This window comes from Stutzerimonas stutzeri (assembly GCF_024448955.1).
GTDB lineage: Bacteria > Pseudomonadota > Gammaproteobacteria > Pseudomonadales > Pseudomonadaceae > Stutzerimonas > Stutzerimonas stutzeri_AQ.
This window is the reverse complement of sequence record NZ_JAMOIH010000013.1, coordinates 1-22,667: the sequence shown is the minus strand read 5'-3', so window position 1 is coordinate 22,667 and position 22,667 is coordinate 1. Positions and strand designations below refer to the sequence as shown.

Here is a 22,667-nt window from a genome sequence, read left to right as displayed (position 1 = left end):
ATTGCGAGCCTCGCTTGGAGTCGGGTGGGCCATTCCCTCGCTATCGGCAGCGGGGCGCAGCCAACCAATCAGCCCGACGGACGGGAACCCGCGCGGATGCTGCTGGTCCGCTACCTACCAGGACGATGCCGGGAGGCTGCACCTTCGCCCGCCCATGGGGTCCAAACAGCACATTCAAACGGGGAGGACCGATTATGTCCCGCTTCAGCAAGCCCACCACACGCGACGAAATCGAGCGCGAGATCCACAACCTGATGACGGCGCTCGACGAGCTCAAGCACGACGCGACCCGCGGCTCACGGCATCGCTTCGATTCCCTGCGCTCGCGTGCCGAGTCGCTGTGGCACGACGCCGATCTGGACGCGCATTACCGCGATCTGTCCAAGCGAAGCCGCGAAGCCGGCCGTCTGGCCAAGGACTGCGTACGCGAACATCCGGTGAGCACCCTGGCGCTGGCTGCCGGCGCGGTGGCGCTGATCGGCTATCTGGTTACACGTCGTTAGGCTTACGACGTTCGCTGCGAGCTGCGAACGTCGAATAGGAGATTTCTCATGCTCAACGCCGAGACGCCACGCCTCAAGTTCGCCCTGTACGGGGCTCATTCCAGCCTGGGCAACGCCTTGTTGTGCGAGTTGCTGAGCCGGCAGCACGAAGCCGTGGCGCTGGTCAACGACCTCAACTCGATGACCGCGCGCCCCGGACTGCGGGCCAAGCCCGGCGACCTGTTCGATGCCACCAGCGTCGCGCGCAGTGTCGCCGGCATGCATGGGGTGATCTGCCTGTTCGACAGCCCCTCGGTTCCCACCGCTCCAGGCGCCGCCGCCGTGGGGCAGCCGCAGGATCTGTATCAGGCGGTGGAGACGCTGCTGTCAGGGCTACGTGAGGTGGGCGTCGAACGCCTGCTGCTGGTGGCAGACTTCACCGCCCATGCCGATGAGCCAGAAGTCATGGCCGCCTTGCAAATACTCGCCGCCGAGCATTCGCTGAAATGGACCCTGGTGGATGCCAACAGCGCGGGTGAGGATTTGTCGATCGAAGACTTCACCAATCTCGAAGGGATGGACACCGAGGACCGTCGCGTGCAGCTGCGACGCATCGCGGCGGGCATGGTCGACGAGCTGGAGAACCCGCAGCATGTGCATCAGGAAATCCGCTTCCGCCTCTGAGCCTGCTATTGAGGCGGTGGCGGCTCAGAGCGCTTACTTAAACACGTGCCGTTCCGTGGCGTGCATCTGCCGCGAGGCGCGGGCAAGTTGCTTTTTGTAGGAGGCCCGCCCTCGGGGCGAAGCTTTTGCTTCTGTGTTGGCGCAGGTTGCGAATTCGCAGCGAGGGCGCGCCCACAGACTGATGCGCACCGTCAGGCCGCGAGCTGGCGGCGCAGTTCAACCAGCACCGGCGCCGACTCCGGGCGCACACCACGCCATAGCTCGAAGGCCGCCGCAGCCTGTTCGACTAGCATGCCCAACCCATCGCGGGTGACCGCGCCGCGTGCTGCGGCCCATTCACAAAAGGGTGTGGGTTTGGCGCCATACATCATGTCGTAGCAGAAGGTTTCGCCGGTATCGATCAGGCCTTCGGCCAGCGGCGGCAGATCTCCACCGAGACTGGCCGAGGTGCCATTGATGATCACATCGAAGCGGCCTTCCAGCTGCTCGAAGGCGCTCGCGCTCACCGCACCCAGCTCGGCGAATTCCGTGGCCAACCGCTCGGCCTTTGCCAGGGTGCGATTGGCGATCACCAGTGCGCTGGGCCGCTGAGCCAGCAGCGGTTCGAGTACGCCACGCACCGCGCCACCGGCGCCCAGCAACAGGATGCGTTTGCCCTGCAGATCGATGCCGGCGTTATCCAGCAGATCGCGCACCAGGCCGATGCCGTCGGTGTTGTCGCCTAGCAGGGTGCCGTCATCGAGTTTCTGCAGGGTATTCACCGCACCAGCACGACGTGCGCGTTCGGTCAGTTGATCGGCCAGCCGATAAGCGTCTTCCTTGAAGGGCACGGTGACGTTGGCGCCCCGGCCTTCGGTGAAGAACTGACGGGCATTGCCGGCGAAATCGTCCAGCGGCGCCAGCAGGGGCTCGTAGCTGAGCGACTGGCCCGTCTGCTCTGCGAACAGGCGATGAATCTGCGGCGACTTGCTGTGGCCGATGGGATTGCCGAATACGCCGTAGCGATCCATGGGATTCCTTAGCTGGAAGCTTAAAGCCTGAAGCTTGAAGCTTTTTACTCCCAGCTTCCAGCTTCAGGCTTCAGGCTTCAGCCAATCACGATCTTTTAAAAAGTATTCAGTCAGCCGCGCTTCCGGCGTACCGGGTTCGGGATTTTTGTCATAGCCCCAGCTTACGTGCGGCGGCAGCGACATGAGGATGGACTCGGTGCGCCCGCCTGATTGCAGGCCGAACAGCGTGCCGCGGTCATAGACCAAGTTGTATTCCACGTAACGGCCGCGCCGCAGCAGCTGGAATTCCCGTTCACGCTCACCGAAGGGCATGGCCTTGCGCTTGCGCACGATGGGCAGGTAGGCCTCGATATAGGCATCACCGACCGCGCGCATGAAGGCGAAGCTGGTATCGAAATCCCATTGGTTGAGGTCATCGAAGAACAGCCCACCAACGCCGCGCGGTTCGTTGCGATGCTTGATATGGAAGTAGCGGTCGCACCATTCCTTGTAGCGCGGATAGACGTCCGCCCCGAACGGCGCGCAGGCATCGCGGGCGACCCGGTGCCAATGCACGCAGTCTTCATCAAAGCCGTAATAGGGCGTCAGGTCGAAGCCGCCGCCGAACCACCAGACCGGCTCTTCGCCTTCCTTCTCGGCGATGAAGAAGCGCACGTTGGCGTGGGAGGTCGGCACGTAGGGGTTGTTCGGGTGAATCACCAGCGACACGCCCAGTGCCTCGAAGCCGCGCCCGGCCAACTCGGGGCGATGCGCGCTGGCCGAGGGCGGCAGACCGCTGCCGTGCACGTGGGAGAAATTCACCCCACCTTTTTCGATCAGCGCGCCGTGCTCGATCACCCGCGTCCGACCACCGCCACCGGCCGGGCGGGTCCAGGCGTCCTCGACGAAGCGCGCGCCGCTGTCTTCGGCTTCCAGCGCGGCGCAGATACGATCCTGCAGATCGAGCAGGTAGGCTTTGACGGCTTCGGTTCGGTCGTTCACGAGATCACCTTGGCAAGAGGAGGGCAGTGCGATGAGGCGAGCAAGCATACCATCCGCCCGGTTGACGAATGCCCGCCGGAGGGGTTGGATAGCTCCTTTTATGCCCGCCAGGAGCTCCACATGTCGCAGCGTATCCAGTTCAGCCAGCACGGTGGTCCCGAGGTTCTCGAACAGGTCAAGGTCGAGGTTCCTGTCCCCGCCGCCGGTGAGGTTCGCGTGCGCAACCACGCCATCGGCCTGAATTTCATCGACACCTATTTCCGCAGCGGCTTGTATGCGCCGCCGAGCCTGCCATCCGGGCTGGGAACCGAAGGCGCCGGCGTGATCGAAGCGGTGGGCGAGGGCGTCGAGCAGTGGCAGGTAGGTGATCGCGTCGCTTACGCCACCGGTCCTTTGGGTGCCTACGGCGAGCATCACGTGCTACCGGCGCGGCATCTTGTGAACCTACCGGAAGCGATCAGCTTCGAGCAGGCAGCCGCAGTGATGCTCAAGGGCCTAACCACGCAATATCTGCTGCGTCAGGTGCATCCGCTGCAGGCCGGCGAAACCATTCTGTTCCACGCGGCGGCGGGTGGCGTCGGCTCGATTGCCTGCCAGTGGGCGAACGCATTGGGCGCCAGGCTGATCGGGGTCGTCGGTTCGGCGGAAAAGGCCGAGCGGGCCAAGGCGCTGGGTGCCTGGGCCACCATCGACCGCACCCGCGAGGACGTGGTGCAGCGAGTCATGGAGCTGACCGATGGCCAGAAATGTCCGGTGGTCTACGACTCGGTGGGCAAGAGCAGCTGGGAAGTCTCACTGGATTGCGTCGCGCCGCGTGGGCTGCTGGTCAGCTTCGGCAATGCGTCCGGTGCGGTGACCGGCGTCAATCTCGGCGTGCTGGCGCAGAAGGGCTCGCTGTTCGTTACCCGACCGATCCTGGCCGGCTACGCGGACACGGCGCCACGGTTGCAGGCGATGGCGGCCGAGCTGTTCGAAATGATCGCCAGCGGCAAGATCAAAGTGGAGATCGGCCAGCGCTATTCGCTCAGCGAAGCAGCCGAGGCCCAACGCTTGCTGGCTGAAGGACGTACCACGGGGTCGACGATTCTGGTGCCGTAATGAACCTGTAGGGCCGAATTCATTCGGCCGCGGAGTGTGTAGGCCGAACAAGTTCGGCCCTACGGTTTTGCCCGATCCTCCAGCCGTTTCTAAGTCGTCCTGACGGCTCCACTGCGCACGTCCTGGCCGAAGGGGTGTAACCGGATCGACGATTTTGTTGCCGTAATGGACCTGTAGGGCCGAATTTATTCGGCCGCGGAGCGTAAAAGGCCGAACAAGTTCGGCCCTACGGCGCCCTCAGCCACCGCTAACTTGCCCGTATGACTTCTCCGCTACGCACATCCCGGATAGTGCTGGGATTGCGTCTTCCGCCCAGGCGGCCACCGAGCACTGCGTCGAGCTGGCGCGGAAAATACTGCTCGACGCGCAAACGTGTACGGGCCGATGGGCGGCCGGCGGGATTTGCCGAGGTGGACACCAATGGGCCCGTCAGCTCGCAAAGCCGCGCGACCAGCGGATGATCGCTGACGCGCAAGGCCACGCTGTCATGTTTGCCGGTAATCCACTCGGGTAGGCGCTGCTGGTGCGGTATCAGCCAGGTATTGGGTCCCGGCCAACTGCCCGCCAGACGATCCAGCCAGCGCTCGGGCAGGTCTTGCAGGAGAAAATCAAACTGTTCGATGCGGTCGGCCACCAGAATCAAACCCTTTTCCACCGGACGGTCCTTCAACGCCAGCAACCGGTGCACCGCATCGCTATTCCAGGGATCGCAACCCAGCCCCCAAACGGCTTCGGTCGGATAGGCGATGACTCCGCCGTTTCTGACCACACGAGCCGCCTGTTGCACACGCCAGTTACCGACCATTACTACCTCCGCTGACTGATCTGCGCAGTGTACCCAAGCGCATGTGGCGAGACAGCTGCACTCAACCGACTCGCGCGATCCAGACACCGTTTTCGCAGGCGACCAGCCCTTCGATCTCCAGCTCGGTCAGTTCCGCCAACACCTGCGCCAGCGGCTGCGCGACCGCCCCGGCCAGGGTCTCGCTGTTCATCGGCGCGGCATGTAGCTGATCGAGCAGCGGATGAGCCGGGCGATCGGGTTGTGACTGGCTGGCAGGAGCCGTCTGCTGCCAGCCGCGCAGTGCCTGAAGGATGTCGTCGACGCTTTCCACCAGCGCCGCGCCCTGCCGGATCAGCTGATGGCAGCCGCGAGCGCCTGGATGGTGAATCGAGCCGGGTATTGCATAGACCTCGCGACCCTGCTCGGCCGCGAGCCGGGCGGTGATCAGCGAACCGCTGGAGGGGCTGGCCTCGACCACCAAGACACCCAAAGACAGCCCACTGATGATTCGATTGCGTCGCGGAAAATTGGAGGCGTGGGGCGCGCAGTCCAGCGGCAATTCGGAAACCAGTGCGCCGCCCGCTTCGACGATGCGCGCGGCTAGACCGATGTGACGGCGCGGATAGAGTTGCTGCAGGCCGGTACCCAGCACCGCCACGGTCTTGCCACCGACATCCAGCGCACCCTGGTGCGCCGCACCGTCGATGCCGAGTGCCAAACCACTGGTGATTACGAAGCCGCCGTTCGCCAGGCTTCGGGAGAACGCCGTGGCGTTGTCCAGCCCGGGACGCGAAGCGCGGCGGCTGCCGACCATCGCCAGTTGCGGGCGCTCCAGCAGGCTTGGGTCACCCTCGACGAACAGCAGCGGCGGTGCGTCCGGCAGTTCTGCCAACAGCGCGGGGTAGGCGGGATCGTCCCACATCAGCAGTTGATGGCCTGGCTGCTCCAGCCAATTCAGGGCCGCGGCGGCTCGCTCGCGTATGGTCGGGCTGCGTCTGGGTTCGGCGCAGCTGGCCGGCAAGCCCAGGGCACGCCAGGCGGTTGCCGGTGCACTGAGCGCGGAAGAGGCGTCGGGAAAGGCGCTGAACAGTTTTTGCAGGCGCCGCGGGCCGAGCTCCGGCAGCAGATGGAGGCGCAGGCGGGCTTCGAGTTCGGCAGGAGAGATCGCAGGCACGTAAACGTTCCTTGTCTTGGCGCACCGCATCCATACGGTGCCAATCAACAGAAAAAAAGCCCCGCATCGGCGGGGCTCGGGTAACTCAGGGATTGCGGACCTTATCCATCACCGACAGCGAGCGGGTCGCTTGCAGCACCAGACCGTAGCTGAGCTTGTCATAGGTGCGGAAGACCATCAGCAGGCCCGAGCGCTCGTCGGGAATCTTGACGTTTTCGCCGGTGACCCGGTCGCGTACGGTTTCCCCGGTCTTGTACACCGCCAGTACGTTGCCAATGCTCAGCCCGTCACGCGCGCCCTTGTTCAGGGTAACTACGTCGAACTGACCGATCTGCGTCACCCCGCGCGGCACGTCGAGAATCACGCCGTTAACTTCTTCTTCCGGCTCGCTCGGCATGAAGGTCGAGTTCACCGCGCGCTCTTCGCTGGGGAACATGCGGTCGCCGATGCGTGCTTCCTGGGTGACACGCGTAAGCATCATGGTCGCGATATCACCTTCCATGTCGATACGCTCGGCGGTTCCGACGTCATCGGCATTGATGCCCAAAAACTCACCTGTCTCAGGATCCGCGTAAGTCTTGCCCTGACGGAAGATGCCATAGACGGCGATATCGTCCTGGAACTCGCCACGCCCGTAGATGCGATCGCCGGAGCCGCTGATGACGCGCTCGGCGTTGCCGGCGACGATATAGGGCGCGGCTTCGAATTCGGCGGCGCTGTCGACGATGCGGTTGCTCAGCAGAAAACTGTTGATGGCTTCCAGCGGGATGGTGCTGATGGCTTCGGCCATGGGCGTCGAGCGTACGGTGGGGGAGAGCTTAATGGTCCCACGCGATGCGCCGCGGTTTAGCATGATGCGCGGTTGGCCATCGATGTAGACCAGGCTCAGGCTGTCGCCGGGATAGATCAGATGAGGGTTTTCGACCTGGGGATTGGCGTGCCAGAGTTCTGGCCATTTCCAGGGTTCGCTGAGGAAGCGACCGGAAATATCCCAGAGGGTGTCGCCTTTCACTACGGTGTACTGCTCCGGATGATTATCCTTGAGCTGCACAGCGGCCTGCGCCATGCCGCCAACCGCCACCAGCAGCAGGGCGAGTAGTGATTTCCTCATGTGGTGAATCCCTTTATGATGTGCCTTCACGTAAAGCGCCCTAGCGCCGCAGAAACCCTTGTGGAAAGCGGCGTTAAGCCGTTTACAAGCTGCCCGGCATCTTAGCAGCGGCTTTTCACTTTATTCCATAAGTGCATCACAAACGCATATGGCAATCCTGAACATCCTTGAGTTTCCCGATCCACGCCTGCGTACCATCGCCAAACCGGTGGACATGGTCGACGACGGTATTCGCCAGCTGATCGACGACATGTTCGAGACCATGTACGACGCGCCGGGCATTGGCCTGGCAGCGACGCAGGTCAACGTGCACAAGCGCGTGGTGGTCATGGATCTGTCCGAGGACAAGTCCGAGCCGCGGGTTTTCATCAACCCCGAGTTCGAGTTTCTCACCGACGAGATGGAGCAGTACCAGGAAGGTTGCCTGTCCGTGCCCGGGTTCTACGAGAACGTCGACCGTCCGCAGAAGGTCAAGGTCATGGCGCTGGACCGCGACGGTCAGCCCTACGAGCTGATCGCCGAAGGCCTGCTCGCGGTGTGCATTCAGCATGAATGCGATCACCTCAACGGCAAGTTGTTCGTCGACTATCTATCCAATCTCAAGCGCGACCGGATCAAGAAGAAGCTGGAAAAGATCCACCGTCAGCAGGCTTGATTCCCGACACCAAAGGCTTGCAGCAGCAAGCCTTTTTTATTGATGAGTGTTTTAGATGCGCATCGTTTTTGCCGGAACGCCGGAATTCGCCGCCCAGCACCTGCAGGCTCTGCTCGACGCCAATCGGCAAGTGGTGGCGGTTTACACCCAGCCGGATCGGCCTGCAGGTCGCGGGCAGAAGCTGATGCCCAGCCCGGTCAAGCAGCTCGCGCTGCAGCACGGGATTGCCGTGTACCAACCACAGACCCTGCGCGATCCGGCGGCTCAAGCGGAACTGGCGGGACTGCAGGCCGATCTGATGGTGGTAGTCGCCTACGGCTTGATCCTTCCGCAGGCGGTGCTGGATATGCCGCGCCTGGGTTGTATCAACAGCCATGCCTCGTTGCTGCCGCGCTGGCGCGGTGCGGCGCCGATTCAACGTGCAGTCGAAGCCGGCGATGCCGAATCCGGGGTCACGGTGATGCAGATGGAAGCCGGCCTGGATACCGGTCCGATGCTGCTCAAGGTCAGCACACCGATCACAGCTGACGACACCGGCGGCAGCCTCCATGACCGCCTTGCCGAGCTCGGCTCGCGCGCAGTGGTCGAAGCGGTCACGGCGCTGGAAGCCGGCTCGCTGAAAGGCGAAGTGCAGGACGACAACCTGGCGACCTACGCGCACAAGCTGAACAAGGACGAAGCGCGCCTCGACTGGAGCCGCCCGGCCGTCGAGCTGGAACGTCTGATCCGCGCCTTCCATCCCTGGCCGATCTGTCACAGCAGTCTGGACGAAGCCGCCGTGAAAATTCACGGCGCACGTCTGGCGGATGGGCAGGGCGAGCCAGGTCAGATCATCGGGGCCGGCAAGGACGGTCTGCAGGTCGCGTGCGGTGCAGGCTCGTTGTTGATTACGCGCCTGCAACTGCCGGGCGGCAAGCCGCTTGGTTTCAGCGATCTGTACAACAGCCGACGTGAGCAATTCGCGCCGGGCAAGGTGTTCGAATAATGTCGATGAATCCGCGTCTCGCCGCGGCCCGTGCGCTCGGTGTGGTACTGGCCGGCAAAGCCTCACTGAACAGCAGCCTGCCCGATGTGTTGAGCAAGGTCGACGCGCGCGACCGCGGTCTGACCCAGGAACTGGCGTTCGGTGCTGCACGTTGGCAGCCGCGTCTGGCCGGCCTGGCCGAACGCCTGCTGCAGAAGCCATTCAAGGCCGCCGATCGAGACGTCGAAGCGCTATTACTGATCGGCCTGTATCAGCTGTTCTACACCCGCATACCGCCGCACGCCGCCATCGGCGAAACCGTCGGCTGCGTAGACAAACTGAAGAAGCCTTGGGCCAAAGGCCTGCTCAACGCCGTGCTGCGCAATGCTCAACGCGAAGGCGAAGCGCTGTTCGCCGAACTGGAGCGTGATCCGGTGATCCGCTTCGCCCATCCGCGCTGGCTGCAGAAATCGCTGAAGGCGCATTGGCCGGAACACTGGGAGGCGATCTGCACCGCGAACAACATCCATCCGCCAATGATGCTGCGGGTCAACCGTCGTCAGACCGGGCGCGACGGCTATCTCGCCGAACTGCAGACCGCCGGTATCGAAGCCTTCCCCTGCAGCCACAGCGAGGACGGTATCCGTCTGGCCGAAGCCTGCGACGTCAATCTGTTGCCGGGCTTTGCCGAAGGGCGCGTCAGCGTGCAGGACGAAGCGGCGCAGCTGGCGGCCGGCCTGCTCGATCTGGCGCCCGACCAGCGCGTGCTGGACGCCTGCTGCGCGCCGGGTGGCAAGACCTGCCATATCCTCGAACGCGAGCCCAAGTTGGCGGAAGTCGTCGCACTGGATCTGGAGCCCAAGCGGCTGCAACGCGTGCAGGAAAACCTTGATCGTCTGCAACTGAAGGCACAGCTCGTTGCCGCCGATGCACGCGCGACGGATCAATGGTGGGATGGCCGACCCTTTCAACGGATTCTGCTCGACGCGCCCTGTTCGGCGACCGGCGTGATCCGCCGTCATCCAGACATCAAGCTGGCCCGCCAGGCCGATGACATCGCGCCGCTGGCCGCGCTGCAGGGCGAAATGCTCGATGCGCTCTGGCCAACGTTGGCGGTCGGTGGGGTGCTGTTGTATGCCACCTGCTCAGTGCTGCCGACCGAGAATCGCGAGGTGATCGAGGCGTTCCTGGCGCGCATGCCTGGCGCGCGCCAGCTGGATCTGCCGAAAGGTTTCGGTGTCGAGCAGTCTCATGGGCGTCAGCTGTTGCCGCAGGAGAACGGCCATGACGGCTTCTACTACGCCAAACTGATGAAGATCGCGGCCCAACCCACGGCCAGCGTGTCTCAATGAGACAGGCTGGGGACATCGGTGCGCTGAAGCCCACCCTACGGCTTTTGTGCCGGGCGGCGCTCCGCTTCAACCCACCGATAGGCAATCGGCAAGTCTGGCCAATAATGGGCGTTGAAAGCTGCCCTTCAGGAGCGACTTCGTGAAAATCATCATTCTCGGTGCGGGGCAGGTGGGCGGTACGCTGGCCGAAAACCTCGCCAGTGAAGCCAACGACATCACGGTGGTCGACACCGATCCCGATCGCCTGCGCGATCTCGGTGATCGCCTGGACATTCGCACTGTGGTCGGCCGGGGCTCGTTTCCGACCGTGCTGCGACAGGCCGGTGCGGACGACGCCGACATGCTGGTGGCGGTGACCAACAGCGATGAAACCAACATGGTTGCCTGTCAGGTTGCCTACACGCTGTTCCACACCCCGACGAAGATCGCACGGGTGCGCGAGTCCGTATACCTCACCCGCTCCAATCTGTTCAGCAACGAGGCGATACCTGTCGACGTACTGATCAGCCCCGAGCAGGTGGTCACCAACTACATCAAGCGCCTGATCGAGCATCCCGGTTCGCTGCAGGTGATCGACTTTGCCGGTGGCAAAGCCCAGCTGGTCGCGGTGCGGGCCTACTATGGCGGGCCGTTGGTGGGCCAGGAGCTGCGCCAGATTCGCAAGCACATGCCCAACGTCGACACGCGGGTGGCAGCGATCTTCCGTCGCAACCAGGCGATCCTGCCGAAGGGCGATACGGTCATCGAAGCCGACGACGAGGTCTTCTTCATTGCAGCGCGTGCGCATATCCGCGCGGTAATGAGCGAGATGCGCCGACTCGACGATTCCTACCGCCGCATCGTCATCGCTGGCGGTGGTCATATCGGCGAGCGCCTCGCCGAGGCCATCGAAAGCCGTTATCAGGTGAAGATCATCGAGATGAATCCGGCACGCTGCCGCTACCTCTCGGACACCCTCGACAGCACCATCATCCTCCAGGGCAGCGCCTCGGACCGCGATCTGCTGGTGGAGGAGAACATCAACGACGCCGATGTGTTCCTGGCGCTGACCAACGACGACGAGGCCAACATCATGTCGTCGCTACTGGCCAAGCGCCTGGGCGCGCGCAAGGTGATGTGCATCATCAACAACCCGGCTTACGTGGATCTGGTGCAGGGCGGCGAGATCGATATCGCCATCAGCCCCCAGCTGGCCACCATCGGCACGCTGCTGACGCACGTACGCCGTGGCGACATCGTCAGTGCCCACTCGCTGCGCCGGGGCGCAGCGGAGGCGATTGAAGTGATTGCCCATGGCGACTCGCGTTCGAGCAAAGTCGTCGGTCGCGCCATCGGCAAGATCACCTTGCCGCCGGGCTCCACCATCGGCGCGGTGATTCGCGCCGAGCAGGTGCTGATCGCCCATGACGACACCGTCATCGAGTCGGGCGACCACGTGATTCTGTTCCTCGCCGACAAGAAGCACATTCGTGACGTGGAGCGGCTGTTCCAGGCGGGCCTGACTTTTTTCTGATCTGGCGGATTGCTGCCGTTTTCTCACCGACGCCGGGCAAGCCCGGCACCGCAGCAGCTGGCCGGATTCAAGCCAGACGGTGACCCTTCTCTTTTTTGCAGCTGATTCGAGACGAATCGGCTCAGATAGCCTCTACATTTCCGTTAACTGCTCGGCTTTTGTATCCTCCGGTCAGGGATACGAAGCCAGCAAGCCGTGTGACGGCGCTTCGTTAACCTGCGGTGATGGCAATAACAACAACCGAGGCAACCGCATTCAACACAGGTTTGACCACGTTCGCCCCTGGCGGCGGCCTCCTAAAGCTAATGATCCGCCTTGCGGATTTCAAAGGAACACAGGAGAGACACCCCATGAGGAATTTCAGCATCTCACCCATTGCCCGGCTACTGGTCGGTTGTACTGCGCTAGCGAGTGTGACCATCAGCAGCCTGGTCCAGGCCGATACCCTGGATGACATCAAGGACAGCAGTAGCGTCCGCATCGGCTACGCCAACGAAACCCCATTCGCCTACACCGCCACCGACGGAAGCGTCACCGGCGAGTCCCCCGAAATAGTCGAAAAGATTTTCCAGCAGATGGGCATCGAAACCATCAACCCCGTCCTCACCGAATGGGGCTCGCTGATTCCCGGCCTGCGCGCCAGCCGCTTCGACCTCATCGCTGCCGGCATGTACATCACGCCGGAGCGCTGCAAGCAGGTGCTGTTCACCGATCCGCACTACCAGTTGCCCGATACCCTGCTGGTGAAAACCGGCAACCCGAAGAACCTGCGCAGCTACGCCGATATCGCCAACGACCCCGAAGCCAAACTGGCCATCATGTCCGGCACGGTCAATCTCGCCTATGCGCGCGAAGCCGGTATCAAGGATTCGCAGATCGTCCAGGTGCCCGACACCACCTCGCAACTGCAGGCCGTACGCACCGGCCGCGCCGACGCCGCGATCGGCACCCAACTGACCATGAAGGGACTGGCCGATAAGGCCGGCGATCAGGTCGAAGCGACCACCGACTTCAAGGACGATCCGGCCCACACCGGCTACGGTGCCCTGGCATTCCGTCCCCAAGACAAGGCGCTGCGTGATGCGGTCAACGCCGAGCTGAAGAAGTGGCTGGGCAGTGACGAGCACTTGAAAACCGTAGAGCCGTTCGGCTTCGATCGCTCGAACATCACCGACAAGACTGCCGAGGAGCTCTGTAGCGCCTGAATGGATTCGGCGCGGCCGCTGATGCCGCCCCGGACTTCCCTCGGTGAACAGTCCTTCGATAGTGCTTCTGCCTCCGGTCGGTCGCCGCGCGTCATCGCGCTGCGCCGACTCACGCATGCCTGCTCCCCGCCGCCGGACGCAAGACGCCACGCGGTGGCCGGACCGCAGCCCGCTCACGCAGCCGGCCTTACCGGGTCACCTGCGATCCCAGCTCCAACATCCCCGGAGCCAACCGGAAATCCAAGATGAATGAATTACTTCCCCTTCTGCTGCAAGGCGCCTGGGTGACCGTACAGGTCACCTTCTGGGGCGCCTTGCTGGCCATTGCCGCGGCGCTGGTTGGCGCATTGGGCCGGCTCTCGCCAATCGCACCGCTACGATGGCTGGCGATCACCTACATCGAGGTGTTTCGCGGCAGCTCGTTGCTGGTCCAGCTGTTCTGGCTTTATTTCGTGTTGCCGATGCCGCCGTTCAATCTGTCCATGAGCGCCTTCAGCGTCGCAGTCGTCGGCCTCGGTCTGAACATTGGCGCCTATGGCGCGGAAGTGCTGCGCGGCGCCATACGTTCGGTGCATGAGGGGCAATACGAGGCGTGCCAGGCGCTGAACATGACCGCTTGGCAGCGCTTGCGCCGAGTGATCCTGCCACAGGCCCTGCTGGCGGCGATTCCGCCGGGCACCAACCTGCTGATCGAGCTGCTGAAGAACACCTCGTTGGTTTCGTTGATCACCCTGTCGGATCTGGCATTTCGCGCGCGCCAGCTGGATCAGGCCACGCTGATGACGCTGGAAATCTTCGGCCTGGCACTGGTGATGTATTTCGTTCTTGCGCAGCTCATCAACTTTTCCATGCGAATGCTCGAACGGCGCCTGGCGCGCGGACGCGTGCGGGGAGGGCTGTCATGAGTTTCTTCGATTGGGCATTCGCCCTGGAGATTCTGCCCAGGCTGCTCGACGCCTCGCTGAAAACCATCGGCATCACCCTGGCGGGCTTCTCCATCGCCATCGTTCTGGGTCTGTTCCTCGCCGTGGGCCGACGCAGTCGGCATCGCTGGCTGTCCTGGCCGGTGACCGGGTTGATCGAATTCATCCGCAGCACGCCGCTGCTGATTCAGGTGTATTTCCTGTTCTTCGTGCTGCCCAACTACGGCCTTAATCTGTCAGCGCTGCAGGCTGGCATCATCGGCATCGCGCTGCACTACGCCTGCTACACCGCAGAGGTCTACCGTGCCGGGCTCGATGCTGTGCCGCGTGCGCAATGGGAAGCGGTGACGGCATTGAACATGAAGCCGCTCAACGCCTACCGCACAATCATCCTGCCGCAGGCCCTGCGGCCCATTCTGCCGGCGCTGGGCAACTACCTGATCTCGATGCTCAAGGACACGCCAGTGCTGTCCGCAATTACCGTGGTGGAAATCATGCAGCGGGCCAAGAACATCGGCTCCGAGCATTTCCGCTATCTGGAACCGATCACCATGGTCGGTCTGTTTTTCCTCATTCTCAGTCTCGGCCTCGCCTGGTTCGTGCGCCGTCTGGAAAACCGTATGGAGCTCGCCCGATGAACGCAGTGATGCCCACCACCGAAAACTCGAACCCGACCGCTGCGGCCAATGAGCCGGAAATCATGGTGCAGTTTCGCGACGTGTCCAAGCGCTACGGCGATCTGACCGTGCTCAACCATCTCGATCTTGACGTGCGCAACGGCGAAAAGGTCGCCATCATCGGCCCCAGCGGGTCTGGCAAATCCACGCTGTTGCGCGCCTTGATGACGCTGGAGGAAATCGACGAGGGCGTAATCATGGTCGATGACGAGCCGCTGACGCATATGCCCGGAAACAACGGTGATCTGGTTCGCGCCAACGCCCGTCACCTGCGCCGTGTTCGCGGCAAGGTGGGCATGGTGTTCCAGAGCTTCAATCTGTTTCCGCACATGAGCACCCGGCAGAACGTGATGGAAGCGCCGGTGCAGGTGCTGGGGCTGTCGAAAAAGGAAGCGCGCGAGCGCGCCGAGGAATTGCTGGCGATGGTCGGGCTGGAAGACAAGCTCGACCATTACCCGTCGCAGCTGTCCGGAGGCCAGCAGCAGCGGGTTGCCATCGCCCGCGCGCTAGCCATGCGGCCAAAGGTGATGCTGTTCGACGAGGTGACGTCGGCGCTGGACCCCGAGCTATGCGGCGAAGTGCTCAATGTCATCCGCCGACTGGGCGACGCGCATAGCCTGACCATGCTGATGGTCACTCACCAGATGGGCTTCGCCCGTGAGTTCGCCGACCGCGTATGCTTCTTCAACGAAGGCCGGATCCACGAGCAGGGCACGCCGGAAGAGCTGTTCGGCAATCCGCAGGAAACGCGCACTCAGGAATTTCTCAGCGCGGTCACTCAGGCAAGCTAATGTCCTGATTCGGATCATTGAAAAATGGCGGCTGGTGTGTAACCGGGCAAGGCACTCTTTGGGGCGGCGGCCTTAGGGCCGAACTTGTTCGGCCTTCCTACTCTCAGGCCGAATGAATCGGCCCTACGGACTTGAGCTCCAACTTGTCGCACGTGCTTATCGAAGGGGAGCGCAGATGCTCGAATCACTGGAAAAGATGCTGGCCAAGGGCATGGATAATCCCATGCTGCGCTTCGGCCTTGGCAAAGGTTATCTGGATGCCGGCGATGCGGCGCAGGCTGCAACGCATCTACAGCGCTGCGTCGAACAGGATCCGAAGTATTCCGCGGCCTGGAAACTATTGGGCAAAGCGTTGCAGACCAGCGGTGACCGCGACGGCGCGCGTCGGGCCTGGGAGCAGGGCGTGGTCGCGGCGCAAGCACACGGCGATAAGCAGGCGGAAAAGGAGATGGGCGTGTTTCTGCGCAAACTGGACAGGCAGGCCGGCGTCTAGTGCCAGCCATTGCGCGACAGGTTCGGTCTCAGCTGTCCTGCACGAAGCGCAAGCCGACACCTTCGGCATCGACACGCATCACTTCCATCTGCAGCACAGGTGCCGGGATCGGCAGATCCTGTACCTGACCGCTGACGATCATGCCGGGCCGAAGCTCGGTCAGCTGAGGGTGTTTGACATACACGCCGCCATCGGACAGGTCGCGCGTGTGGGCGAACACCTCGCCGAAGGACTCATGCGTGATGCGTATCCGGCACTTCATGGGCGCGCGTGGATGCTGTCGCTGGTTGGCCATCTGACGTTCCTGTTGTCTTCGTTAGCTTTCAGTACCAGCGACGCTCGCCGGCCGGGCGCTTCTTGAAGCGCTTCATGGTCCACATGTACTGGCTCGGCCAGGTGCGCACATAGCGCCCGATGACGTCGCTCATGGCCGCGACCGCAACCTCGATATCCTCGTCGTACATGGCCGGCGGTGCCGCTTCGATGATCACCTTGTAGCCCGAACCGTCCTCCAGACGCAACGCATGGAGGAACACACCAATGGCCTTGCCGCCGGTGAGCATGCCGGGTACGAATTTGCTGGTCAGCGCTTGTGTACCGAGAAAGGGGACAAATATGCCGGCGCCTTCACTGGGCTCCGGATCCGCCGGAATACCCACAGCGCCGCCTCGGCGCACTTCCTTGATCACGCTGATGATGCCTTCACGGGTCGAGGGCGCGACCTTGTTGCCCAGCTGCACCCGCTGGCGTTGCAGCAGGTCGTCGACCGCCTTGAGCTTCGGCGGACGATAGAAAATGATCGGCTTGCACTGCGCGCAATAGAAGTGATTGAGCACTTCCCAATTACCCAAGTGGCTAGTGATGCCGACGACGCCCTTGCCGGACGCCAGAGCCTGTTCCAGCACCTCGAGTCCTTCGACCTGTCTGACCAGACGCAACGTCTTGTCCGCCGGCCAGATCCAGGCGCAGGCGCTTTCGGTGAAGGCCTTGCCGATCTGCTGCAGGCTTCGTCCCAACAGCGCTTCGTGTTCGGCGGCAGGCAGTTCTGGAAAACACTTGGCCAGGTTGATCCGGGCGACTTCGCGGGAACGGTTGGGCAATTTCCACATCAACCAGCCGATAGCACCGCCCACGCCTTGCACCGCGCGCCAGGGCAGCAGGGCGAACAGGCGCAGGAAACCGACCACCAGCGCACCTTTGAACTTGTCCAAGGATCTCTCCCGAAAATCAAAGCCGCTAGTGTAACTGCTTCCAGTGTTCGGCTACTCGTACTAGGCACTGACCGAGGTGCCGGCAAGCATCGCGTAGCGCTCGCAATCGATGGTGTGGTCCATGACCATGCCGCAGGCCTGCATGTAGGCGTAGCAGATGGTCGGGCCGACGAAACTGAAGCCGGCCTTCTTCAGCGCGCGGCTCATGGCCTCGGCTTCAGGGGTCACCGCCGGAACCTCGCTGTGCGACCGGAAACGGTTGACCTTCGGTTGGCTGCCGACAAACGACCATAGCCAGCCAACCGGGTCCTCCAGCTCCAGCCAACGCTGGGCATTGCTGCGTGCAGCCTCGAGCTTGCGTCGGTTGCGGATGATGCCCGCGTCGAGCATACGCTCGTCGATTTCGGCGTCGCTCATCTGCGCCAACCGCTGCGGATCGAACCCGAACAGCACCTGGCGATAGCGCTCGCGCTTGCGCAAGACGGTGATCCACGACAGCCCAGCCTGGAAGGCTTCGAGGATCAGAAATTCGAACAGAACCTGGGGATCACGCGTCGGCACGCCCCATTCGCTGTCGTGATAGTCGATGTACAGCGGGTCATCAGTGCACCAGGCGCAACGCGGCATTTTCCGGTCCTCGAAAGGGGACGTGAGCAGAGTGCCGAGGTCACCACTGCATCCAACCCAAAGGCAAGCGCCACCACGGGTTGGAACGGTTATCGGGTATACTCCGAGGCTTTCTGTCGAAGCCAGCACAGGTGAAATTTTGACCCAGCCTACGCCTGCCGTGCGCACCTTCCAAGACCTGATCCTCGCCCTGCAAAGTTACTGGGCAGAGCAGGGTTGCGTCGTCCTGCAACCCTATGACATGGAAATGGGCGCCGGTACTTTCCACACCGCCACTTTCCTGCGCGCAGTCGGTCCCGAGACCTGGAATGCAGCCTACGTCCAGCCTTCACGCCGCCCGGCCGACGGCCGTTATGGCGAGAACCCCAACCGCCTGCAGCACTACTACCAGTTTCAGGTGGTGCTAAAGCCCAACCCGGACAATATTCAGGACCTCTACCTGGAGTCGCTGCGCCGCATCGGCGTGGATACCTCGGTGCATGACGTGCGCTTCGTCGAGGACAACTGGGAGTCGCCGACGCTCGGCGCCTGGGGCCTGGGCTGGGAAGTATGGCTGAACGGCATGGAAGTCACCCAGTTCACCTACTTCCAGCAGGTCGGTGGCATCGAATGCTACCCGGTGACCGGCGAGATCACCTACGGCCTAGAGCGCCTGGCCATGTACCTGCAGGGCGTCGATTCGGTCTACGACCTGATCTGGACCGATGGCCCGTTCGGCACCGTCACCTATGGCGACGTGTTCCATCAGAACGAGGTGGAGCAGTCCACATACAACTTCGAGCATGCCAACGTCGACAAGCTGTTCGAACTGTTCGATTTCTACGAGTCGGAAGCCAACCGGTTGATCGAGCTGGAGCTGCCACTGCCCACCTACGAAATGGTGTTGAAGGCGTCGCACACCTTCAACCTGCTGGATGCCCGTCGGGCCATCTCGGTGACGGCGCGTCAGCAGTACATCCTGCGCGTACGGGCACTGGCCCGCTCGGTAGCGCAGAGCTACCTGCAGGCCCGCGCTAAACTCGGCTTCCCCATGGCGGCCCCTGACCTGCGAGATGAAGTACTGGCCAAGCTGGAGGCAGCAGAATGAGCGCACTGGATTTTCTGGTCGAACTCGGCACCGAAGAGCTGCCGCCCAAGGCGCTGGGCAAGCTGTCCGACGCCTTCCGCGCCGGTATCGAGAAGGGTCTGAAGGAAGCCGGCCTCAAGCATGCCCGTGTACAGGCCTTCGCTGCGCCGCGGCGTCTTGCGGTGCTGGTCGAGCAGCTCGATACCGAACAGCCCGATCGCAGCATCAACCTCGACGGGCCTCCGCTACAGGCCGCCTTCGACGCTGAAGGCGAACCGACCCAGGCCGCGCTGGGCTTCGCCCGCAAGTGCGGTGTGGATCTCGCGGAGATCGACCGCAGCGGCCCGAAGCTCCGTTACAGCCGCTCGATACCCGGCCAGCCGACCGCCGAGCTGTTGCCTGGCATAGTCGAAACCTCGCTGAATGAGCTGCCGATTCCCAAGCGCATGCGCTGGGCCGCGCGCAAGGAAGAATTCGTTCGTCCAACTCAGTGGCTGGTGATGCTGCTGGGCGATCAGGTCGTCGACTGCACCATTCTCGCGCAGCGCGCTGGACGCGAATCGCGCGGCCACCGTTTCCACAGCCCGGGTCAGGTGCGCATTTCCAAGCCAACCAGTTACTTGGAAGACCTGCGCGCAGCCCGCGTGATCGCCGACTTCGCCGAGCGCCGCGAGCTGATCGCCAAGCGCGTCGAGCAACTGGCAAGCGAGCAGAACGGCACCGCCATCGTGCCGCCGGCCCTGCTCGATGAGGTCGCTGCGCTGGTCGAATGGCCGGTTCCGCTGGTGTGCTCCTTCGAAGAACGCTTCCTGGAAGTCCCACAAGAAGCGCTAATCACCACCATGCAGGACAACCAGAAGTACTTCTGCCTGCTGGATGTAAACGGCAAACTTCTGCCGCGCTTCATCACCGTGGCCAACATCGAATCGAAAGACCCGGCGCAGATCGTTGCCGGTAACGAGAAGGTGGTGCGCCCGCGCCTGACCGACGCCGAATTCTTCTTCAAACAGGACAAGAAGCAGAAGCTGGAAAGTTTCAACGAACGGCTGAAGAACGTGATCTTCCAGGCGCAGCTGGGCACCGTTTACGACAAGGCCGTGCGGGTATCGCAGCTCGCCGCTTTCATCGCCGAGCGCACCGACGGCAATCCGCAATGGGCCGCTCGTGCCGGCCTTTTGAGCAAGTGCGATCTAGCCACTGAAATGGTCGGCGAGTTCCCGGAAATGCAGGGCATTGCTGGTTACTACTACGCGCTCAACGATGGCGAGCCGCAGGACGTGGCGCTGGCGTTGAACGAACAGTACATGCCGCGTGGTGCCGGCGCCGAGCTACCAAGTACCCGTACGGGTGCGATTCTGGCGGTGGCGGACAAGCTGGACACGCTGGTCGGCATCTTTGGCATCGGCATGTTGCCTACCGGCAGCAAAGACCCCTACGCGCTACGTCGTGCGGCGCTGGGTATTCTGCGCATCCTCATCGAGAAGCAACTGGATCTCGACTTGGTAGAGGCCGTGCGCTTCTCCATCGGCCAGTTCGGCAAGCAGGTCAAGGCCGACGGGTTGGCCGATCAGGTGCTGGAGTTCATCTTCGATCGCCTGCGGGCACGCTATGAGGATGAGGGCATCGAAGTTGCTTCCTATCTGTCGGTACGCGCCGTGCAGCCAGGCTCCGCGCTGGACTTCGATCAGCGTGTACAGGCGGTGCAGGCGTTCCGCACGCTACCGGAAGCAGAAGCGTTGGCAGCGGCCAACAAGCGTGTCTCGAACCTGCTGAGCAAGTTCGAAGCGAAGCTGCCGGAAACCGTCGAGCCCCGCTGGTTCGACAACGCCACCGAGTTCTCGCTTTATTCGGCGTTGCAACAAGCCGAACAAGCCGTGCAGCCGCTCGCAGCGGCGCGCCAGTATCGCGAGGCGCTCGAGCGTCTGGCGCATCTGCGCGGCCCGGTGGATGCCTTCTTCGAGGCGGTACTGGTCAATGCCGAAGACGCTTCGGTACGTGCCAACCGCTATGCCTTGCTTGCCCGGTTGAGAGGACTGTTCCTTGGCGTCGCCGATATTTCCGCACTTGGCTAAGCCGGTGAAACTGATAGTGCTCGACCGCGACGGCGTCATCAACGAGGACTCCGATGCATATGTGAAGAACCTGGATGAATGGATTCCGATTCCAGGCTCTCTCCAGGCCATCGCCAGCCTGTGCAAGGCGGGCTGGACGGTGGCGGTCGCCACCAACCAGTCCGGGCTGGCGCGAGGCATGTTCGATGCCTCAATGCTCGACGATATGCACTTCAAGATGCAGCAGCTGGTGATGGAGCAGGGCGGACGCATCGACCTGATCATGCATTGCCCGCATGGTCCGGACGATGGCTGTGATTGCCGTAAGCCCCTGCCGGGGCTGTTCCATAAAATTGCCGAGCATTTTCATTTGCCCGATCTTAAAGATGTACCGGTGGTCGGCGACAGCCATCGTGACCTGCATGCCGGTATGCTCCTGGGCGGTGCGCCTTACCTGGTCAGGACTGGCAAGGGCATGCGTACGCTGGAAGGCGCGCTGCCACCCGGAACCCAGGTATTCGATGACCTCGCGGCGGTTGCCGATCACCTGCTGAGGGCATCGTGATGAAGCTTCTGTTTGCCGCACGGATTGCGCTGTTCTATTTCCTTCTGGCCTTCACCGCATTCGCCTGGTGCTTGGTTTGCCTGGTCTTCGCTCCGTTCATGGCGTTCCGCATGCGCTACCGCTTCGTGGTACAGAACTGGTGCCGCTGCGCCGTGTGGCTGGGCAAGACGCTGGTCGGCCTGCGCTACGAGGTGCACGGTGCGGAGAACGTCCCGTCGCGCCCTTGCGTGATTCTGGCCAAGCACCAGAGCACCTGGGAGACATTCTTCCTGTCGGCCTACTTCGAGCCTCTGACCCAGGTGCTCAAGCGGGAGTTGCTGCGGGTGCCGTTCTTTGGCTGGGCGATCATGTTGCTCAAACCCATCGCTATCGATCGCGACAATCCCAAGGCCGCGCTGCGGCAGGTGGCCAAGCAAGGCCATGAGCGGCTGGAGCAGGGCGCCTGGGTGCTGATTTTCCCGGAAGGCACGCGCGTACCGGTCGGCGAGCAGGGTAAGTTCTCCCGGAGCGGTGCGGCGCTTGCCGTCAACGCCGGGTTGCCAGTCCTGCCGATCGCACATAACGCTGGGATGTTCTGGCCCAAGAGTGGTTGGGGCAAGAAACCCGGCACCATACAAGTGGTTATCGGCCCAGCGATGTATGCCGAAAGCGAAGGCCCTCGCGCTGTTGCCGAACTCAATCAACGCGCGGAAGACTGGATCAATGCGTATGTCAGGCAGCTCGAGGATGGGGATCTGACGGCAAAGAAATAGCAGTCCAGAGCACAACGAAAGGGGGAGCAGACCGAAATCTGCTCCCCCTTTTTCGTGCCCGTCAGGTTCAGTCTTCGACAGAACTGCGGATCAGGTGGTCGAACGCACTCAGCGAGGCCTTGGCGCCTTCGCCGACGGCGATGACGATCTGCTTGTACGGCACCGTGGTGACGTCGCCCGCCGCGAAGATGCCCGGCAGCGAGGTCTCGCCCCGCGCATCGACGATGATCTCGCCGCGCGAAGTCAGTTCGACGGTGCCCTTCAGCCAGTCGGAGTTGGGTAGCAGGCCGATCTGCACGAAGATGCCTTCCAGTTCCAGGTTGTGAAACTCGCTGGAGTTGCGGTCCTTGTAGGTCAAACCGGTGACCTTCTGGCCGTCGCCAATGACTTCACTGGTCAGCGCACTGGTGATCACGGTGACATTAGCCAGGCTGTGCAGCTTCTTCTGCAGCACGGCGTCGGCACGCAACTGGCTGTCGAACTCGATCAGCGTGACGT

General features: G+C 62.7%; 25 protein-coding genes. 16 read left to right on the top strand and 9 right to left on the bottom strand.

Annotated features, from left to right (window positions below; translation table 11 throughout):
- Nucleotides 1–194 precede the first annotated feature (194 nt).
- Nucleotides 195–503, top strand: a complete 309-nt coding sequence (locus NA645_RS14445) for a DUF883 family protein (RefSeq protein ID WP_256049466.1) — start codon at nt 195–197, stop codon at nt 501–503.
- A 48-nt stretch (nt 504–551) separates the two neighbouring features.
- Complete coding sequence (locus NA645_RS14440) at nt 552–1,166, top strand: NAD(P)-dependent oxidoreductase (RefSeq protein WP_256049465.1); 615 nt, start codon at nt 552–554, stop codon at nt 1,164–1,166.
- A gap of 191 nt (nt 1,167–1,357) precedes the next feature.
- Here the strand turns inward: NA645_RS14440 and aroE are convergent, their stop codons facing one another.
- Together aroE and hemF are read right to left on the bottom strand one after the other, a co-directional pair.
- On the bottom strand, nt 1,358–2,176 hold the full coding sequence (aroE, locus tag NA645_RS14435; protein ID WP_256049464.1) for a shikimate dehydrogenase: 819 nt from the start codon (nt 2,174–2,176) through the stop codon (nt 1,358–1,360).
- Between the two features lie 63 nt (nt 2,177–2,239).
- Nucleotides 2,240–3,157, bottom strand: a complete 918-nt coding sequence (hemF, locus tag NA645_RS14430; protein ID WP_256049463.1) for an oxygen-dependent coproporphyrinogen oxidase — start codon at nt 3,155–3,157, stop codon at nt 2,240–2,242.
- A gap of 120 nt (nt 3,158–3,277) precedes the next feature.
- On the opposite strand from hemF, the gene NA645_RS14425 reads away from it, so the two are divergent.
- Nucleotides 3,278–4,255, top strand: a complete 978-nt coding sequence (locus NA645_RS14425) for a quinone oxidoreductase family protein (RefSeq protein WP_256049462.1) — start codon at nt 3,278–3,280, stop codon at nt 4,253–4,255.
- A gap of 247 nt (nt 4,256–4,502) precedes the next feature.
- Here the strand turns inward: NA645_RS14425 and NA645_RS14420 are convergent, their stop codons facing one another.
- From NA645_RS14420 to NA645_RS14410, 3 genes are all read right to left on the bottom strand, one after another.
- Entirely contained in the window at nt 4,503–5,060 is a 558-nt protein-coding gene (locus tag NA645_RS14420) for an L-threonylcarbamoyladenylate synthase (RefSeq protein WP_256049461.1), read from the bottom strand.
- Between the two features lie 61 nt (nt 5,061–5,121).
- Nucleotides 5,122–6,213: a DNA-processing protein DprA gene (gene dprA / locus NA645_RS14415; RefSeq protein WP_256049460.1), complete on the bottom strand. Its 1,092-nt coding sequence runs from the start codon at nt 6,211–6,213 to the stop codon at nt 5,122–5,124.
- Between the two features lie 85 nt (nt 6,214–6,298).
- A complete protein-coding gene (locus NA645_RS14410) occupies nt 6,299–7,324 on the bottom strand; it encodes a LysM peptidoglycan-binding domain-containing protein (RefSeq protein ID WP_256049459.1) in 1,026 nt (341 codons plus the stop codon).
- Between the two features lie 148 nt (nt 7,325–7,472).
- On the opposite strand from NA645_RS14410, the gene def reads away from it, so the two are divergent.
- The 9 genes from def to NA645_RS14365 all read left to right on the top strand — a co-directional run bounded on the left by def (nt 7,473) and on the right by NA645_RS14365 (nt 15,897).
- Nucleotides 7,473–7,979 carry a peptide deformylase gene (gene def / locus NA645_RS14405; protein ID WP_256049458.1) on the top strand — a complete coding sequence of 169 codons (507 nt, stop codon included), beginning with the start codon at nt 7,473–7,475 and terminating at the stop codon, nt 7,977–7,979.
- A 55-nt stretch (nt 7,980–8,034) separates the two neighbouring features.
- A complete protein-coding gene (gene fmt, locus NA645_RS14400; RefSeq protein ID WP_256049457.1) occupies nt 8,035–8,964 on the top strand; it encodes a methionyl-tRNA formyltransferase in 930 nt (309 codons plus the stop codon).
- A 5-nt stretch (nt 8,965–8,969) separates the two neighbouring features.
- On the top strand, nt 8,970–10,295 hold the full coding sequence (rsmB, locus tag NA645_RS14395; RefSeq protein WP_256049573.1) for a 16S rRNA (cytosine(967)-C(5))-methyltransferase RsmB: 1,326 nt from the start codon (nt 8,970–8,972) through the stop codon (nt 10,293–10,295).
- Nucleotides 10,296–10,434: 139 nt separating this feature from the next.
- The gene (gene trkA, locus NA645_RS14390; protein ID WP_256049456.1) at nt 10,435–11,808 is read left to right on the top strand and encodes a Trk system potassium transporter TrkA; all 1,374 of its coding nucleotides are present in this window, start codon (nt 10,435–10,437) and stop codon (nt 11,806–11,808) included.
- A 350-nt stretch (nt 11,809–12,158) separates the two neighbouring features.
- Nucleotides 12,159–13,013 (top strand): ectoine/hydroxyectoine ABC transporter substrate-binding protein EhuB, encoded by an 855-nt coding sequence (ehuB, locus tag NA645_RS14385; protein ID WP_256049455.1) that lies wholly within the window; start codon nt 12,159–12,161, stop codon nt 13,011–13,013.
- A 245-nt stretch (nt 13,014–13,258) separates the two neighbouring features.
- Nucleotides 13,259–13,918, top strand: a complete 660-nt coding sequence (gene ehuC / locus NA645_RS14380; protein WP_256049454.1) for an ectoine/hydroxyectoine ABC transporter permease subunit EhuC — start codon at nt 13,259–13,261, stop codon at nt 13,916–13,918.
- On the top strand, nt 13,915–14,574 hold the full coding sequence (gene ehuD, locus NA645_RS14375) for an ectoine/hydroxyectoine ABC transporter permease subunit EhuD (protein WP_256049453.1): 660 nt from the start codon (nt 13,915–13,917) through the stop codon (nt 14,572–14,574). Before ehuC ends, ehuD begins: the two co-directional genes overlap by 4 nt.
- Nucleotides 14,571–15,404: an ectoine/hydroxyectoine ABC transporter ATP-binding protein EhuA gene (gene ehuA, locus NA645_RS14370; RefSeq protein WP_272892074.1), complete on the top strand. Its 834-nt coding sequence runs from the start codon at nt 14,571–14,573 to the stop codon at nt 15,402–15,404. Before ehuD ends, ehuA begins: the two co-directional genes overlap by 4 nt.
- A gap of 175 nt (nt 15,405–15,579) precedes the next feature.
- Nucleotides 15,580–15,897: a tetratricopeptide repeat protein gene (locus NA645_RS14365; RefSeq protein ID WP_256049452.1), complete on the top strand. Its 318-nt coding sequence runs from the start codon at nt 15,580–15,582 to the stop codon at nt 15,895–15,897.
- A 28-nt stretch (nt 15,898–15,925) separates the two neighbouring features.
- Here NA645_RS14365 and NA645_RS14360 read toward each other — a convergent pair whose 3' ends face one another.
- The 3 genes from NA645_RS14360 to NA645_RS14350 are packed head-to-tail and all read right to left on the bottom strand — an operon-like array spanning nt 15,926 to nt 17,735.
- The gene (locus tag NA645_RS14360) at nt 15,926–16,192 is read right to left on the bottom strand and encodes a PilZ domain-containing protein (protein ID WP_256049451.1); all 267 of its coding nucleotides are present in this window, start codon (nt 16,190–16,192) and stop codon (nt 15,926–15,928) included.
- Between the two features lie 28 nt (nt 16,193–16,220).
- Nucleotides 16,221–17,108 carry a lysophospholipid acyltransferase gene (locus NA645_RS14355; protein WP_256049450.1) on the bottom strand — a complete coding sequence of 296 codons (888 nt, stop codon included), beginning with the start codon at nt 17,106–17,108 and terminating at the stop codon, nt 16,221–16,223.
- Nucleotides 17,109–17,168: 60 nt separating this feature from the next.
- Nucleotides 17,169–17,735, bottom strand: coding sequence for a DNA-3-methyladenine glycosylase I (locus tag NA645_RS14350; protein ID WP_256049449.1), 567 nt, complete (start codon nt 17,733–17,735; stop codon nt 17,169–17,171).
- A gap of 139 nt (nt 17,736–17,874) precedes the next feature.
- Between NA645_RS14350 and glyQ the strand changes: the two genes are divergently transcribed.
- Genes glyQ through NA645_RS14330 form a run of 4 tightly spaced genes read left to right on the top strand, consistent with a single transcriptional unit; the run spans nt 17,875 to nt 22,169 of the window.
- Nucleotides 17,875–18,822 carry a glycine--tRNA ligase subunit alpha gene (gene glyQ / locus NA645_RS14345; RefSeq protein ID WP_256049448.1) on the top strand — a complete coding sequence of 316 codons (948 nt, stop codon included), beginning with the start codon at nt 17,875–17,877 and terminating at the stop codon, nt 18,820–18,822.
- The gene (glyS, locus tag NA645_RS14340) at nt 18,819–20,873 is read left to right on the top strand and encodes a glycine--tRNA ligase subunit beta (RefSeq protein WP_256049447.1); all 2,055 of its coding nucleotides are present in this window, start codon (nt 18,819–18,821) and stop codon (nt 20,871–20,873) included. The genes glyQ and glyS overlap by 4 nt, the downstream gene beginning before the upstream one ends.
- A gap of 4 nt (nt 20,874–20,877) precedes the next feature.
- The gene (gene gmhB, locus NA645_RS14335; protein ID WP_256049446.1) at nt 20,878–21,417 is read left to right on the top strand and encodes a D-glycero-beta-D-manno-heptose 1,7-bisphosphate 7-phosphatase; all 540 of its coding nucleotides are present in this window, start codon (nt 20,878–20,880) and stop codon (nt 21,415–21,417) included.
- Complete coding sequence (locus tag NA645_RS14330) at nt 21,417–22,169, top strand: lysophospholipid acyltransferase family protein (RefSeq protein WP_256049445.1); 753 nt, start codon at nt 21,417–21,419, stop codon at nt 22,167–22,169. The genes gmhB and NA645_RS14330 overlap by 1 nt, the downstream gene beginning before the upstream one ends.
- A 67-nt stretch (nt 22,170–22,236) precedes the next feature.
- On the opposite strand, the gene NA645_RS14325 is transcribed toward NA645_RS14330, so the two are convergent.
- Nucleotides 22,237–22,667, bottom strand: a 431-nt coding sequence (locus tag NA645_RS14325) for an FAD-dependent oxidoreductase (protein ID WP_256049444.1), incomplete at its 5' end; no start/stop codon positions are given.